General features: G+C 55.1%; 16 protein-coding genes. 6 read left to right on the top strand and 10 right to left on the bottom strand.

Annotation, left to right across the window (positions count from 1 at the left end; genetic code table 11):
• Nucleotides 1–118: 118 nt before the first annotated feature.
• From fpr to tpiA, 3 genes are all read left to right on the top strand, one after another.
• Complete coding sequence (gene fpr, locus B4M48_RS15905; protein WP_039381212.1) at nucleotides 119–865, top strand: ferredoxin--NADP(+) reductase; 747 nt, start codon at nucleotides 119–121, stop codon at nucleotides 863–865.
• 103 nt (nucleotides 866–968) lie between these two features.
• The gene (locus B4M48_RS15910; protein WP_039381214.1) at nucleotides 969–1,556 is read left to right on the top strand and encodes a YiiQ family protein; all 588 of its coding nucleotides are present in this window, start codon (nucleotides 969–971) and stop codon (nucleotides 1,554–1,556) included.
• A gap of 121 nt (nucleotides 1,557–1,677) precedes the next feature.
• A complete protein-coding gene (tpiA, locus tag B4M48_RS15915; RefSeq protein WP_039381215.1) occupies nucleotides 1,678–2,445 on the top strand; it encodes a triose-phosphate isomerase in 768 nt (255 codons plus the stop codon).
• 52 nt (nucleotides 2,446–2,497) lie between these two features.
• On the opposite strand, the gene B4M48_RS15920 is transcribed toward tpiA, so the two are convergent.
• The 5 genes from B4M48_RS15920 to cpxP all read right to left on the bottom strand — a co-directional run bounded on the left by B4M48_RS15920 (nucleotide 2,498) and on the right by cpxP (nucleotide 7,290).
• Complete coding sequence (locus tag B4M48_RS15920; protein WP_071668635.1) at nucleotides 2,498–3,253, bottom strand: CDP-diacylglycerol diphosphatase; 756 nt, start codon at nucleotides 3,251–3,253, stop codon at nucleotides 2,498–2,500.
• Between the two features lie 133 nt (nucleotides 3,254–3,386).
• A complete protein-coding gene (locus tag B4M48_RS15925) occupies nucleotides 3,387–4,376 on the bottom strand; it encodes a sulfate ABC transporter substrate-binding protein (protein WP_039381216.1) in 990 nt (329 codons plus the stop codon).
• A 140-nt stretch (nucleotides 4,377–4,516) separates the two neighbouring features.
• Nucleotides 4,517–5,479: a 6-phosphofructokinase gene (gene pfkA / locus B4M48_RS15930; RefSeq protein ID WP_039381217.1), complete on the bottom strand. Its 963-nt coding sequence runs from the start codon at nucleotides 5,477–5,479 to the stop codon at nucleotides 4,517–4,519.
• A 207-nt stretch (nucleotides 5,480–5,686) separates the two neighbouring features.
• The gene (gene fieF, locus B4M48_RS15935) at nucleotides 5,687–6,589 is read right to left on the bottom strand and encodes a CDF family cation-efflux transporter FieF (RefSeq protein ID WP_039381218.1); all 903 of its coding nucleotides are present in this window, start codon (nucleotides 6,587–6,589) and stop codon (nucleotides 5,687–5,689) included.
• A gap of 188 nt (nucleotides 6,590–6,777) precedes the next feature.
• Nucleotides 6,778–7,290, bottom strand: a complete 513-nt coding sequence (gene cpxP / locus B4M48_RS15940; protein ID WP_039381219.1) for a cell-envelope stress modulator CpxP — start codon at nucleotides 7,288–7,290, stop codon at nucleotides 6,778–6,780.
• 150 nt (nucleotides 7,291–7,440) lie between these two features.
• Between cpxP and cpxR the strand changes: the two genes are divergently transcribed.
• Genes cpxR through trmL form a run of 3 tightly spaced genes read left to right on the top strand, consistent with a single transcriptional unit; the run spans nucleotide 7,441 to nucleotide 10,024 of the window.
• Nucleotides 7,441–8,142: an envelope stress response regulator transcription factor CpxR gene (gene cpxR / locus B4M48_RS15945; protein WP_039381220.1), complete on the top strand. Its 702-nt coding sequence runs from the start codon at nucleotides 7,441–7,443 to the stop codon at nucleotides 8,140–8,142.
• Complete coding sequence (gene cpxA / locus B4M48_RS15950; RefSeq protein WP_039381221.1) at nucleotides 8,139–9,515, top strand: envelope stress sensor histidine kinase CpxA; 1,377 nt, start codon at nucleotides 8,139–8,141, stop codon at nucleotides 9,513–9,515. The genes cpxR and cpxA overlap by 4 nt, the downstream gene beginning before the upstream one ends.
• A gap of 35 nt (nucleotides 9,516–9,550) precedes the next feature.
• Entirely contained in the window at nucleotides 9,551–10,024 is a 474-nt protein-coding gene (gene trmL, locus B4M48_RS15955; RefSeq protein ID WP_039381222.1) for a tRNA (uridine(34)/cytosine(34)/5-carboxymethylaminomethyluridine(34)-2'-O)-methyltransferase TrmL, read from the top strand.
• On the opposite strand, the gene cysE is transcribed toward trmL, so the two are convergent.
• From cysE to B4M48_RS15980, 5 genes are all read right to left on the bottom strand, one after another.
• Nucleotides 10,021–10,836, bottom strand: a complete 816-nt coding sequence (gene cysE / locus B4M48_RS15960) for a serine O-acetyltransferase (RefSeq protein WP_039381223.1) — start codon at nucleotides 10,834–10,836, stop codon at nucleotides 10,021–10,023. The genes trmL and cysE overlap by 4 nt on opposite strands.
• Before the next feature lie 65 nt (nucleotides 10,837–10,901).
• Nucleotides 10,902–11,921, bottom strand: a complete 1,020-nt coding sequence (gene gpsA / locus B4M48_RS15965; RefSeq protein WP_039381224.1) for an NAD(P)H-dependent glycerol-3-phosphate dehydrogenase — start codon at nucleotides 11,919–11,921, stop codon at nucleotides 10,902–10,904.
• Nucleotides 11,921–12,385, bottom strand: a complete 465-nt coding sequence (gene secB, locus B4M48_RS15970; RefSeq protein ID WP_039381225.1) for a protein-export chaperone SecB — start codon at nucleotides 12,383–12,385, stop codon at nucleotides 11,921–11,923. Before secB ends, gpsA begins: the two co-directional genes overlap by 1 nt.
• A 40-nt stretch (nucleotides 12,386–12,425) precedes the next feature.
• Nucleotides 12,426–12,680 (bottom strand): glutaredoxin 3, encoded by a 255-nt coding sequence (gene grxC, locus B4M48_RS15975; protein WP_039381226.1) that lies wholly within the window; start codon nucleotides 12,678–12,680, stop codon nucleotides 12,426–12,428.
• An 18-nt stretch (nucleotides 12,681–12,698) separates the two neighbouring features.
• Complete coding sequence (locus B4M48_RS15980) at nucleotides 12,699–13,130, bottom strand: rhodanese-like domain-containing protein (RefSeq protein ID WP_039381227.1); 432 nt, start codon at nucleotides 13,128–13,130, stop codon at nucleotides 12,699–12,701.
• Nucleotides 13,131–13,376 lie beyond the last annotated feature (246 nt).

The raw sequence follows: 13,376 nt of genomic DNA on the forward strand, positions 1-13,376 counted from the left end.
AGGTAGTGATCTGTGCGGCGGATTTGTCGCAAAGAGCGCTTTCGCCGCCGCCGGGCTGACAAGCGCAGAGCGGGCTGGTAAAGATAGCGATAACCGGGAGAATTCAACAGGAGCACCTATGGCCGAGTGGATTAATGCAGAAGTTAAAGAGGTGAAAAACTGGACCGACGCGCTGTTCAGCCTGCGCGTTACTGCCCCTATCGATCGGTTTATCGCCGGGCAGTTTGCCAAACTGGCGCTGGAAATAGAGGGTGAGCGCGTGCAGCGCGCTTACTCCTACGTTAACGCCCCCGACGATCCGCTGCTGGAGTTTTATCTGGTCACCGTACCGGAGGGTAAACTCAGTCCGCGCCTGCAGGCGCTGCAGCCGGGTGATCACGTCATGCTGACCAAAGAGGCAGCCGGCTTTTTCACCCTGGATGAAATCCCTGACTGCCGCACCCTGTGGATGCTGGCGACCGGCACCGCCATCGGCCCCTACCTGTCAATTTTACAGCAGGGCGAAGGTCTGGATCGCTTTGACCATATTGTCCTGATTCACGCTGCGCGCTATGCCAGCGACCTTAGCTTTCTGCCGCTGATGCAGACGCTGCAGCAGCGGTATGCGGGCAAGCTGCAGATTCAGACCGTGGTCAGCCGTGAAAACAGCCCGGGTTCGCTGCAGGGCCGGGTACCGCAGCTGATTGAGAGCGGTGAGCTGGAGCGTGCCGTTGGTCTGTCGCTCGACGCAGAGAGCAGCCACGTTATGCTGTGTGGTAATCCACAGATGGTGCGCGATACCCAGCAGCTGCTGAAAGAGAGCCGCGATATGCGCAAACATTTCAAACGCAAGCCGGGCCACATGACCAGCGAACACTACTGGTAAGGATGCCGTAACATCCCGCCACGCTTTTCACCGCGCGGATTTTGACTTTCGGCGGTAAAACCCGTTTTAATCTGCCATAAGTGAATGATTCAGGGCCGATGCAATGAAGAAACTGTCAGCCGCGCTGCTGCTTAGCTGCGCGCTGTCATCTCCCGCCCGGGCAGACGAGCCGCCACCCGATCGCAGTGCGCATCTGCCGGTGGCGCCTTATCTGCTGACGGGCGCGCCTGCGTTTGATATGACGATTGCGCAGTTTCGTGAAAGCTATAACGCGGCTAATCCTGCACTGCCGCTGCTGGAATATCGTGCAATAGACAATCGTGATGACAAGAGCCATCTGACGCGCGCAGCCAGCAAAATCAGCGAAACGCTTTACTCTTCCACCGCGCTGGAACAGGGCACCGGAAAGATTAAAACGCTGCAGATCACCTGGCTGCCGGTGCCGGGTCCGGAGATGAAGCAGGCTCAGCTGCAGGCGATGAATTATATGAGCGCTCTGCTGCGCTATTTCGTGCCGGGACTCTCGCCCGAAGAGGGACGCCAGAAGCTGGACGCGTTACTGAGCGCCGGCAAAGGCGTTCGCTATTTCAGCCGCACGGAGGGCGCACTGCGCTTTGTGGTGGCTGACAATGGCGACAAGGGCCTGACGTTTGCCGTAGAGCCGATTAAGCTCACGCTGGCTACTCCCTGATATCGCAGGCAGAAGTGACGAAAAGCAAAGCCAGCGCCCCTTTTGATCTCTATACTGTCTGGCAGACATCGCTGCCATGACGGCAGCGCTATTTCATGAATCGCGTAATGCGGAGGAACGAATGCGACATCCACTGGTTATGGGTAACTGGAAACTGAATGGCAGCAAGCAGATGACCGGCGAGCTGATTGAAGGTCTGCGTACCGCGCTGTCAGGCGTGGACGGCTGTGGTGTAGCGATTGCTCCACCGGCAATTTATCTGGATCAGGCAAAACATGCGATTTCCGGTAGCCACATTGCGCTGGGCGCGCAGAATGTCGATGTTAACCTTTCAGGTGCATTCACCGGTGAAACCTCCGCAGAGATGCTGAAAGATATCGGCGCAAAGTACATCATCATCGGTCACTCTGAGCGTCGCACTTATCACAAAGAGAGCGACGAATTTATCGCGAAGAAGTTTGCGGTGCTGAAAGAGGCAGGTCTGGTGCCGGTACTCTGCATCGGCGAAACCGAAGCGGAAAATGAAGCAGGCAAAACCGAAGAAGTGTGCGCGCGTCAGCTGGATGCCGTGCTGGAAACTCAGGGCGCAGCAGCGTTTGAAGGTGCAGTCATCGCCTATGAACCCGTCTGGGCTATCGGCACCGGCAAGTCGGCCACGCCAGCGCAGGCGCAGGCGGTGCACAAATTTATTCGCGATCATATTGCGAAGAAAGATGCCGCTGTCGCACAGCAGGTCATTATTCAGTATGGCGGCTCAGTAAACGATAAAAATGCGGCTGAACTCTTTACCCAGCCCGATATCGACGGGGCGCTGGTAGGCGGCGCATCGCTGAAAGCAGACGCCTTTGCCGTAATCGTAAAAGCGGCGGCAGCAGCGAAAAAAGCATAAGCTTTTTTATAACCTGTTTCAGGGCGGCCTTACGGCCGCCTTTTTTGTACATTTACTTATTGAGCAGCTGACACTGATAATCCTGGAGTTCGCCTGCCGATCCACCATTCAGCATCAGCCAGTTACGCTCCAGCGCCAGCAACGCTAATCGGCCATCCGGTAATGCTGTCAATGCCATCCCATAGTGCCCCATTTTTTCGCGCGCCCCTGCCACTTCTTTCGCCAGACGGATAAACGCACTTTGATTGAACAAGTGTGCTTCAGAGATTGCGCGAACCAGATAGCGATGCCGGTTTATTGTCACAGGCTGCCACGCGTCATGCAGGTGAGATGCCTGACTATCGAGCTGCTGACGCACCTCCGGACGCAGACAGGAGAGATGGATATGCAGCTGATTTTGAGAGCGTCCATACTGCGCATTGATCGCCAGAGAAAATGCGCTATCGCTGACTGGCTGACTGCCCTGAACCAGCAGATCGCGATGCTGCCAGGCAGCCGCGAGAAAGTTGGGCGTGTCCGGGTCCAGCAACACCGGACTTTCCATACCAGATATTTTTTCGATGGGCATCAACAGATAATGATGCGGGCCTTTAATATCTTTGTAGATAACATGACCCTGCCGGAGATTAACTTCTTTGCAAGGGGCTGGTTTGCTGTGTTGCGCCATAGCGGGCACACACTGTTCGCTTACAATCCGCCACAGCGCCTCGCCATTCCGGTAATAATAAAAAATGGCTATGCTCAGCATGACAATAATGATAACCAGACTCCACACCAGGCCTGATAAAAACCGATTCCTTTCTTTCATAATCAATCCCTTAGCCACTGATGAAATGGTCTTATTTTAATCAGTTACACAGCGTGATGACTATCATATATCGATTTTTATACAAAAAAAGGTCAGCTAAAAGCTGACCTTTTTTATCGCTCATAGTGGGTAATCAGGGCTTCATAACCTGATCGTAGCTGCCACCGTCGGCGAAGTGATCTTTCTGCGCTTTACTCCAGCCGCCAAATTTCTCATCTACGGTGAAGAGTTTTACTGGTGCAAAGGTACTGGCGAACTTCTTCGCGACCTCTGCATCACGCGGACGATAGAAGTTCTGCGCCGCGATAGTCTGGCCTTCCGGCGAGTAGAGATATTTCAGGTAAGCTTCCGCCACGCTGCGTGTACCCTGCGCGTCGACCACTTTATCCACTACAGAAACCGTTGGCTCTGCAAGAATAGACTCGCCTGGCGTCACGATTTCAAACTTATCTTTACCCAGTTTTTCCACCGCCAGATACGCTTCGTTTTCCCAGGCGATCAGTACGTCGCCTATTCCGCGCTCTACAAACGTATTGGTTGCGCCGCGCGCACCGGAATCCTGCACCTCAACATTTTTAAACAGCGCTTTCACATAAGCGAGCGCTTTAGCCTGGTCGCCCTGATTCTGATCAAGCGCCCAGCCCCATGCCGCCAGATAGTTCCAGCGGGCACCGCCGGAAGTTTTCGGATTTGGCGTGATCACGGATACGCCAGGCTTAGTCAGATCTGACCAGTCATGAATATTTTTGGGATTGCCTTTGCGTACCAGAAACACAATGGTGGAGGTATAGGGCGCAGAGTTATCCGGCAGGCGTTTGATCCAGTTTTTGTCGATACGGCCGCGCTCAGCAATCGCATCCACATCAGACTGCAGCGCCAGCGTAACCACATCGGCACGAATACCGTTGATGACGGAGGTCGCCTGCTTGCCGGAACCGCCGTGCGACTGACGGATCACCACGTTATCACCGGTTTCCTGCTTGTAATGGGCGCTGAAGGCCTTGTTATATTGTTCGTACAGTTCGCGGGTCGGATCGTATGAGACGTTTAACAGCTGATAATCCTTTGCCAGCGCACCAGACGATGCCAGTAACAAGGTGATGCCGATACTCCACTTATTCATTTCCTGCTCTCCCGCGTAGGTTATGCCGCAAGAGTGACACAAAGCGAACAGTGGATTAAAGAATTAAAAATAAGCAGTTATAACTTGCAGGAATATAAAAAAGAGGAAAAGGCGCGAACGGGATCGCGCCTGCATGCAGATCAGTAGAGCTTTTTCGCCGTATCGAGCCAGTCGCGCTTGAACGGACGCTTCATGTTCTCAATCGCGTCGATGATATCGTGGTGCACCATCTTCTCATTCTGGATCCCGACACAGCGGCCGCCATAGCCCTGCAGCAGCAGCTCAATCGAGTAAGCGCCCATACGCGACGCCAGAATGCGGTCGTAAGCACAGGGCGCGCCGCCGCGCTGGATATGTCCGAGCACGGTGGCGCGGGTTTCACGCTTTGTCTCTTCTTCGATGAAGCGCGCCAGATCGTCGATATCGCAGATGTGCTCGGTAATCGCCACGATGGCGTGCTTTTTCCCTTTTGCAATGCCCGCCTTAATCTCTTCAACCAGCTCTTCACGGGTATACGGGATTTCCGGCAGCACAATAAATTCACAGCCGCCGGCAATCGCCGCGGCCAGCGTCAGATCGCCACAGTAGCGGCCCATCACTTCCACAATTGAGATGCGCTGATGCGAAGAGGAGGTATCGCGCAGGCGGTCAATCGCTTCCACCACGGTTTCCAGCGCGGTGAAATACCCGATGGTGTAGTCAGTGCCGGCCACGTCGTTATCGATAGTGCCTGGCAGACCGATGCAGGGGAACCCCATCTCAGTCAGCCGTTTGGCGCCCATGTAGGAGCCGTCACCACCAATCACCACCAGCGCGTCGATACCCCGCTTCTTCATGTTTTCGATCGCTGCCTGGCGTACCTCTTCATTACGGAACTCAGGAAAGCGCGCCGAGCCAAGAAAAGTGCCGCCGCGGTTAATCATGTCAGAAACGCTGTAGCGGTCGAGATTGATCATGCGATCTTCATACAGACCCAGATAGCCGTCATAGATACCAAAAACTTCCAGGCCTTCACTCAGGGCGGAACGGACAACTCCGCGAATGGCTGCGTTCATGCCCGGGGCGTCGCCGCCACTGGTCAGTACTCCGATTTTTTTGATCATGACAACCTCTGGATTGTTCAAAACTAAGGATTATTCCCGCCGATCGACCGGGTCATGCCTGCTCCCGAACGTGGGGCTTAATAGTTGCAGATAGTATATCAAAGGCTCAATGCTGAATTGATTCAGGTCAGACAAGTTTTCGCTAATTTTTTAAAGAGTTGTTAGCGTTTTGTCATTTTTAACATATAAGCGCCTGAATTAGAAAAGCTAAAAGCGGAAAAAGCCCTGCTGATGTTCCGGTACGACCGAGCAGGGATCCTGGTGAATAATGATGTCAGAACCTGGAAATTTCCGGCGCAGCGCCTGTTCAATCTCATCAGCAACGTGATGCGCCTGAACCAGCGGCAGCGCATCTTCCATTTCCAGATGCAGCTGAATAAACCGCGTCGGCCCTGACTGCCTGGTACGCAATGCATGCGCGCCGCATACGCCAGGCCACTGTGTCACCAGTGCAATAATCTGCTGCTTCTCCTGCTCCGGCAGCGCGCGATCCAGCAGCGCCTGCACGGCTTCATATCCCATACGCAGCGCGTTATAGAGGATATAGACGCCGATCCCCAGCGCAAACAGCGCATCAGCACGCGCAAAACCGTAGCTGCTCAGACCCAGCGCCACCAGAATCGCGCCATTCATAACGATATCTGACTGATAGTGCAGCATATCGGCGCGAATCGCCTGACTGCGGGTGCGCCGTACAACCCAGCGCTGGAAAGCCACCAGCGCCAGCGTGGAAAAGAGGGCAACAATGGTTACGACAACGCCGACCAGCGGCGCGCGCAGCGTTTCCGGTTTTGCCAGGTGCTGAATGCCGGTCAGAAACAGAAAGAGCGCGGAGCCGGAGATAAACATGCTCTGCGCCAGCGCCGCCAGCGATTCTGCTTTGCCATGGCCGAAAGTGTGATCATCGTCGGCGGGCTGCAACGCATAACGCACCACCAGCAGATTGGTCAGCGAGGCGGCGATGTCGACCAGCGAATCCACCAGTGCCGCCAGCACGCTGACCGAGCCGGTGTACCACCAGGCAAAAATCTTGACCAGCAGCAGCGCCAGCGCCAGTGAGGTAGCGGCCAGCGCAGCGCGCCGGACCAGTGTTGCGTACTCAGAATCCATGTTTCGCCCTATTAAACAGATGCGCGTGCCCGTCTTAACTGAAAACAAGTTTATCATCAGTCCGGCAGAGCTGCGTCTGCGATGCGCTATTCACCGGCAACGGCATACGGCGGGCAAAAAAAACCCCGCCATCATGGCGGGGGAAGACAGGGATGGTGTCTATGGCAAGGAAAAACAGGGATACTATGTTACTGGTTACTACTGGTGCTACTCACTGCTTGCAGCGATGACGACGACTGCAATCCTGAGAACCGACGAACATCATTCAGCCGGCGTTCATGATTCTTTTTTAACGCTGCCTGCTGCACAGGCGTCAGCAGGTGATACATCTGATTACGAACCCGGGCCATCTCAACCTGCAGGTCAACCTGCGCGCGGGCCTGTTTTTCAGCCAGCTGGCGGATCGCCGATTCATTAAATTTGTCTGCAGTGACAAGGTCATGCATAGTTTCAATATCCTGAACGCTTAACACCGGGCGCTCATGACGTGCTTGCTGCATCAGGTCCCGCATTTGCTGCCGCTGCTGTTCGGTAAGCTCAATACCATCGAACATGTGACTTTGCGGATTTTGCGTCATACTGCCTGTCGTCAAGCCGCCGTTTTGATGCATCTCTTCAATCGCTGTCGTCTCTGCTGCAACTGCGCTGGCGTGACTAAGAACCATCGCTGAAGCAATGACGATGACGGTTAAGTTGCGCATCGTTTACTCCCGGTTTGCTCTGTTTTGCGATTCAACGAGACCCAGTTTACGGCGGCAGCTGCAAACAACCGTCAGGGGGTGTAAAACTACGTAAAGCGTTGGATTGCCAGTGTGGGAACACGGTATTTTGCCTGCGGAGGGCAATAAAAAATGAATAAAATCCTGTTGGTAGATGACGACCGCGAATTAACTTCGCTGCTTAAAGAATTACTCGAAATGGAAGGGTTTGAAGTCATTGTAGCCAGCGATGGAGAGCAGGCACTTACTCTGCTGGACAGCTCTGTTGACCTGCTGCTGCTGGATGTCATGATGCCGAAGAAAAACGGTATCGATACGTTGAAAGAGCTGCGTCAGCAGCATCAGACGCCGGTCATTATGCTGACCGCGCGCGGCAGCGAACTGGATCGCGTTCTGGGGCTGGAGCTGGGGGCGGATGACTACCTGCCTAAACCGTTCAACGACCGTGAACTGGTGGCGCGTATTCGTGCGATCCTGCGTCGTTCAAACTGGAGCGAGCAGCAGCAACAGCAGCACGATACCAGTTCGCCGACGCTTGAAGTCGACTGCCTGCGTCTGAATCCGGGGCGCCAGGAGGCGAGCTTCGATAACGAAACGCTCGATCTCACCGGCACCGAGTTCACGCTGCTTTACCTGCTGGCGCAGCATCTTGGCCAGGTGGTATCGCGCGAGCATCTCAGTCAGGAAGTGCTTGGCAAACGCCTGACGCCCTTTGACCGTGCCATCGATATGCATATCTCCAACCTGCGCCGCAAACTCCCTGAGCGTCGTGATGGCCATCCATGGTTCAAAACGCTGCGCGGACGCGGCTATCTGATGGTTTCTGCATCATGATAGGCAGTCTGACGACCCGCATCTTCGCCATCTTCTGGCTTACGCTGGCGCTGGTGTTGATGTTGGTCCTGATGGTGCCCAAGCTCGATTCGCGTCAGATGACCGCTCTGATGGAAAGCGAACAGCGGCAGGGCACCATGATTGAACAGCATGTGGAAGCGGAACTCTCTCAGGATCCGCCTAATGACCTGATGTGGTGGCGCCGGCTGTTTCGCGCTATCGACAAATGGGCGCCCCCGGGTCAGCGCCTGCTGCTGGTCACCAGTGAAGGCCGGGTCATCGGCGCACAGCACAATGAAATGCAGGTGATCCGCAACTTTATCGGTCAGTCAGATAACGCCGATCACCCGCAGAAGAAAAAATATGGCCGCGTTGAGATGGTTGGTCCCTTTGCCGTACGCGACGGTGAAGATAACTATCAGCTCTATCTGATCCGACCAGCCACCAGTTCTCAGCTCGATTTTATCAACCTGTTATTCGACCGGCCGCTGCTGCTGCTGATTGTCACGATGCTGATTAGCTCTCCGCTGCTGCTCTGGCTGGCATGGAGCCTGGCTCGACCGGCGCGCAAGCTGAAATACGCGGCGGATGAAGTGGCCAGCGGCAATCTGCGTCAGCATCCTGAACTGGAGTCAGGTCCGCAGGAGTTTCTGGCGGCCGGATCCAGTTTTAATCAGATGGTCAGCGCGCTTGAGCGCATGATGACTGCCCAGCAGCGCCTGTTGTCCGACATCAGCCATGAGCTGCGCACTCCGCTGACGCGCCTCCAGCTGGCTACGGCTCTGCTGCGTCGTCGTCATGGCGAAGGGAAAGAGCTGCAGCGCATTGAGACCGAAGCGCAGCGGCTGGATGGCATGATCAACGATCTGCTGGTGCTGTCACGTACCCAGCATAAAAACGCCCTGGTCAGCGAGGCGATGAAAGCAAACCAGCTATGGAACGGCGTGCTGGAGGATGCGCGCTTTGAAGCGGAACAGATGGGTAAAACCATGGAAGTGCCCTATCCGCCTGGCCCGTGGCCGCTGTATGGCAACCCGCATGCGCTGGAGAGCGCTCTGGAGAACATCGTGCGCAATGCGCTGCGCTATTCTGATTCACACATCAGCGTGAGCTTCTCGGTGGATATTCAGGGCATTACCGTTCACGTGGATGATGACGGTCCGGGCGTAAGCGAAGAAGATCGCGAGCAGATTTTCCGCCCGTTTTATCGCACTGATGAAGCGCGCGATCGCGAGTCTGGCGGCACCGGGCTTGGGCTGGCGATTGTGGAGACGGCCGTACAGCAGCACCGCGGCTGGGTCAAAGCAGATAACAGCCCGCTGGGCGGGCTGCGCCTGACGCTCTGGCTCCCGCTATACTCTGCCCGCCAGTAATTTGTTATGCTTCGGCCCCTGATTGCGGGGGCCTTATGCTGAACATTGTTTTATTCGAACCTGAAATACCACCCAACACCGGTAATATCATCCGCCTGTGCGCTAACACCGGCTTTCAGCTGCATCTGATTGAGCCGCTTGGCTTTGCGTGGGATGACAAACGGCTGCGCCGCGCCGGACTTGATTATCATGAATATACCGCGCTGAAAAAACACGCCAGCTACAGCGCTTTCCTCGCGTCTGAGGCGCCGCAGCGTCTGTTTGCCCTGACCACGAAAGGTACGCCAGCACACAGCGCCGTCAGCTATCAGGCCGGGGACTACCTGCTGTTTGGCCCGGAAAGCCGGGGCCTGCCCGCGGAAATCCTTGACGCCCTGCCTGCCGGACAGAAGATACGCATCCCGATGCGCGCCGAAAGCCGCAGCATGAATCTCTCCAATGCCGTATCAGTGGTGGTGTATGAAGCGTGGCGCCAGCTCGATTTCGCCGGCGCGCTGATCAGAGATTAAATCCCGTCACCATATTCAAAACCGGCGCCGGTAAAATGCTGATCCATATCCATTGAGGGTTTATCGCTGGCGGGTTTGCCCACAATGCGCGCCGGAACGCCAGCGGCGGTGGTATGCGGGGGAACAGGCTGCAGTACCACCGAGCCGGCACCGATTTTTGCTCCGCGACCTACGTCTATGTTGCCGAGGATTTTAGCGCCGGCACCAATCATAACGCCTTCGCGAATTTTAGGATGGCGATCGCCGCTGGTTTTGCCGGTCCCGCCCAGCGTAACGGATTGCAGGATAGAGACATCATTTTCTACTACGGCCGTTTCGCCGATCACAATACCCGTAGCGTGATCCAGCATGATCCCGCGCCCGATACGGGCCGCCGGGTGAATATCAACGGCGAAGGAAACGGAGATCTCATTTTGCAGATAGACAGCCAGCGCGCGGCGACCCTCTTTCCACAACCAGTGGCCAATACGATAGGCCTGCAGCGCATGGAAGCCTTTCAGGTAGAGCAGCGGCGTAGAGTATTTGTCTACTGCCGGATCGCGCTGGCGTACGGCCTGAATATCATAGGCCGCTGAGACAATCATCTCCGGATCCTGACGATACGCTTCTTCAACAATTTCACGCACAGCGATAGCAGGCATAATCGGATTCGCCAGCTTGTTCGCCAGCATGTAGCTGAGCGCGCTGCCGAGATTTTCATGTTTCAGCAAAGTCGCGTGATAAAAGCTGGCCAGCATCGGTTCGCAATCTGCCAGCGCTCTGGCTTCTGCTTTGATATGGTTCCAGACCAGTTCTAACTCTTCAGACGACATTGCTGTTTACTCCCATAAAAAAGCGCCGCAGAGGCGCTACAGGTTGGTGTGCTGAGCATCCTGCTCTAGCCCGGGCTGTTTTCGTCCTTCCTTGCACGACCCAGTAAGCTTAATGCTGCCTCTCGCGCCGTTTTTTCGCAATACAGTACCTGATAAATCTGCTCGGTTATCGGCATTTCAACGCCCATTCTCGCTGCCAGGGCTTTGACTTCTTTGGTATTTCTGTAGCCTTCTACAACTTGTCCGATAATGCGTTGCGCCTCTTCAACGCTCTCGCCCTGACCCAGCATCATGCCAAAACGGCGATTGCGTGACTGGTTATCGGTGCAGGTCAGCACCAGATCGCCCAGTCCTGCCATGCCCATAAACGTTACCGGATCGGCACCCAGCGCCGCGCCCAGACGGCTCATCTCTGCCAGGCCACGGGTGATCAGTGCGGTACGTGCGTTAGCGCCGAAGCCGATACCGTCTGAGATGCCGGCACCGATAGCAATAACGTTTTTAACGGCCCCGCCCAGCTGAACACCGGTAAAATCGGCGTTGTTATAAACGCGGAAGCTTTTGCCGCAGTGCAGCTTCTGCTGCAGATCGTCAGCAAACTCCGCATCGGTCGCCGCAAGTGCGATAGCGGTAGGTAAACCGGCGGCCAGCTCTTTGGCAAAAGTAGGCCCGGAAATTACCGCCAGCGGAATAGCGTCGCCCAGGATCTCCCGCGCAACGTCCTGCAGCAAACGGCCGGTCTCTTTTTCCAGGCCTTTGGTAGCCCAGACAACACGGGAATCGATACGCAGGTAAGGTTTAATCTGCTGCAGCACGTCGCCAAAAACATGGCTCGGTACTACTACCAGCAGATCGCGGCTCGCGCGAACCACCTGGGCGAGATCGGCTTCAGGGATCAGATTATCGGGAAAAGGAACATCGGGCAGGAAAGCGGTGTTACAGCGGTCAGCCTGCAGGCGGGCGACGCTTTGCGGATTGTGGCCCCAGAGCAGAACCGGATGCCCGTTGCGAGCCAGCGTGATAGCGAGAGCGGTGCCGTACGAGCCGGCACCGAGTACGCTGATAGACGCGTTATCTGTTGTCATCAGGCATCCTGACGTGGCGCTTCGCCTTCACCTTGCTGCTGCAGGTAGTTCATGAACAGCGCATCGAAGTTAACCGGAGCCAGATTGAGCTGCGGGAACGTACCGCGTGAAACCAGGCTGGTCACGCACTCACGTGCGTAAGGGAACAGAATGTTCGGGCAGTATGCGCCAAGGCAGTGCGCCATCTGCGTGCCATCAATACCGCTGATGGTAAAGATACCCGCCTGCTGTACTTCGCACAGGAATGCGGTCTCTTCGCCTACGGTTGCGGTTACCGTCACGCGCAGCACCACTTCATACACTTCATCAGCCAGCTGAGAAGAGGCGGTATCCAGATCCAGTTTGACTTCCGGCTCCCACTCTTTCTGAAAAACCTGTGGTGCGTTTGGCGCTTCAAAAGAGACATCTTTGGTATAAACGCGCTGGATCTGGAACTGCATTTCGTTGGTGCTTTGTTCTGACATGTTACTAAGTCCTTAAGTGATAATTATCAGTGCAGAAGAGTTAAGCCTGAAGCAGAGGATCGAGTCCCTGACGCCCGTCCAGCGCGTAGAGATCGTCACAACCACCGATGTGCTGAGCGTCGATAAAAACCTGCGGCACCGTGGTGCGGCCACTGCGCCGGATCATCTCTTCACGTTTCATTGCGTCCCCATCGATAGGGATCTCCTGATAAGAAACGCCTTTCTGATCCAGTAACGCCTTTGCACGATGGCAGTATGGGCAGGTTACTTTGGTGTAAATCTCAACATTAGCCATGCGGAATACCTCAGATGATTATTTACCGCGAACCAGCGGCAGGTTTTCGCCACTCCAGCCGCTGACGCCATCTTTCAGGACAGCGACATGTTCAAAGCCTGCTGCGCTCAGCGTTGCTGCTGAATCGCCCGCGCTCTGACCGGTGGCACATACCACAATTATGGGCTGCGACTTGTGCTTTTCCAGCTCGCCGAAGCTGCCTTTTTTAATATCTGCTGCTGCTACGTTAACCGCGCCGGAAATATGTCCCTTGCGATAATCGTCGCGTGAACGCACGTCTACTACCACCGCGTTCTCTTTATTAATCAGATGGGTCGCTTCGCCACGGCTGATGGTTTTTACCTTAGAGAACATCCCTTTAACGGTGGTCACAATCACCAGAATAAGTAAAACGACCCATGCCAGACTAAGGATGGGGTGATTGCTTGCAAACTGCATGATTTCTTGCATGAGAGGTAACGACTCCAGACCGGGCTTATAAGCTAAAACAAGGGTTCTGAGTATACCTGCGCCACTTCGCATGTACAGTCGCGATGCGGGCAGAGATACGATTTGTGCGTCATTTTCCAAAAAAAATGTTTTAATCGCAAAATTCAGACAATGTTTATCGCGCTAAGCTTTAAAGCGACACGTTTCGTAATCTAAAAGCTGGCCGGGATAACTGGTAAGCGGCTGTTCATCGTGGAATAATTATCA

The organism is Pantoea sp. UBA6567, from assembly GCF_002434165.1.
Lineage (GTDB): Bacteria > Pseudomonadota > Gammaproteobacteria > Enterobacterales > Enterobacteriaceae > Pantoea > Pantoea eucrina.

Coding starts and splice junctions, on each gene's coding strand:
- tpiA (WP_039381215.1), top strand. CDS start 1,678: ATGCGACATCCACTGGTTATGGGTAACTGGAAACTGAATGGCAGCAAG.
- fieF (WP_039381218.1), bottom strand. CDS start 6,589: ATGGATTCTGAGTACGCAACACTGGTCCGGCGCGCTGCGCTGGCCGCT.
- secB (WP_039381225.1), bottom strand. CDS start 12,385: ATGTCAGAACAAAGCACCAACGAAATGCAGTTCCAGATCCAGCGCGTT.
- cpxA (WP_039381221.1), top strand. CDS start 8,139: ATGATAGGCAGTCTGACGACCCGCATCTTCGCCATCTTCTGGCTTACG.
- B4M48_RS15920 (WP_071668635.1), bottom strand. CDS start 3,253: ATGAAAGAAAGGAATCGGTTTTTATCAGGCCTGGTGTGGAGTCTGGTT.
- cpxR (WP_039381220.1), top strand. CDS start 7,441: ATGAATAAAATCCTGTTGGTAGATGACGACCGCGAATTAACTTCGCTG.
- fpr (WP_039381212.1), top strand. CDS start 119: ATGGCCGAGTGGATTAATGCAGAAGTTAAAGAGGTGAAAAACTGGACC.
- trmL (WP_039381222.1), top strand. CDS start 9,551: ATGCTGAACATTGTTTTATTCGAACCTGAAATACCACCCAACACCGGT.
- grxC (WP_039381226.1), bottom strand. CDS start 12,680: ATGGCTAATGTTGAGATTTACACCAAAGTAACCTGCCCATACTGCCAT.
- gpsA (WP_039381224.1), bottom strand. CDS start 11,921: ATGACAACAGATAACGCGTCTATCAGCGTACTCGGTGCCGGCTCGTAC.
- B4M48_RS15980 (WP_039381227.1), bottom strand. CDS start 13,130: ATGCAAGAAATCATGCAGTTTGCAAGCAATCACCCCATCCTTAGTCTG.
- cpxP (WP_039381219.1), bottom strand. CDS start 7,290: ATGCGCAACTTAACCGTCATCGTCATTGCTTCAGCGATGGTTCTTAGT.
- B4M48_RS15910 (WP_039381214.1), top strand. CDS start 969: ATGAAGAAACTGTCAGCCGCGCTGCTGCTTAGCTGCGCGCTGTCATCT.
- B4M48_RS15925 (WP_039381216.1), bottom strand. CDS start 4,376: ATGAATAAGTGGAGTATCGGCATCACCTTGTTACTGGCATCGTCTGGT.
- cysE (WP_039381223.1), bottom strand. CDS start 10,836: ATGTCGTCTGAAGAGTTAGAACTGGTCTGGAACCATATCAAAGCAGAA.
- pfkA (WP_039381217.1), bottom strand. CDS start 5,479: ATGATCAAAAAAATCGGAGTACTGACCAGTGGCGGCGACGCCCCGGGC.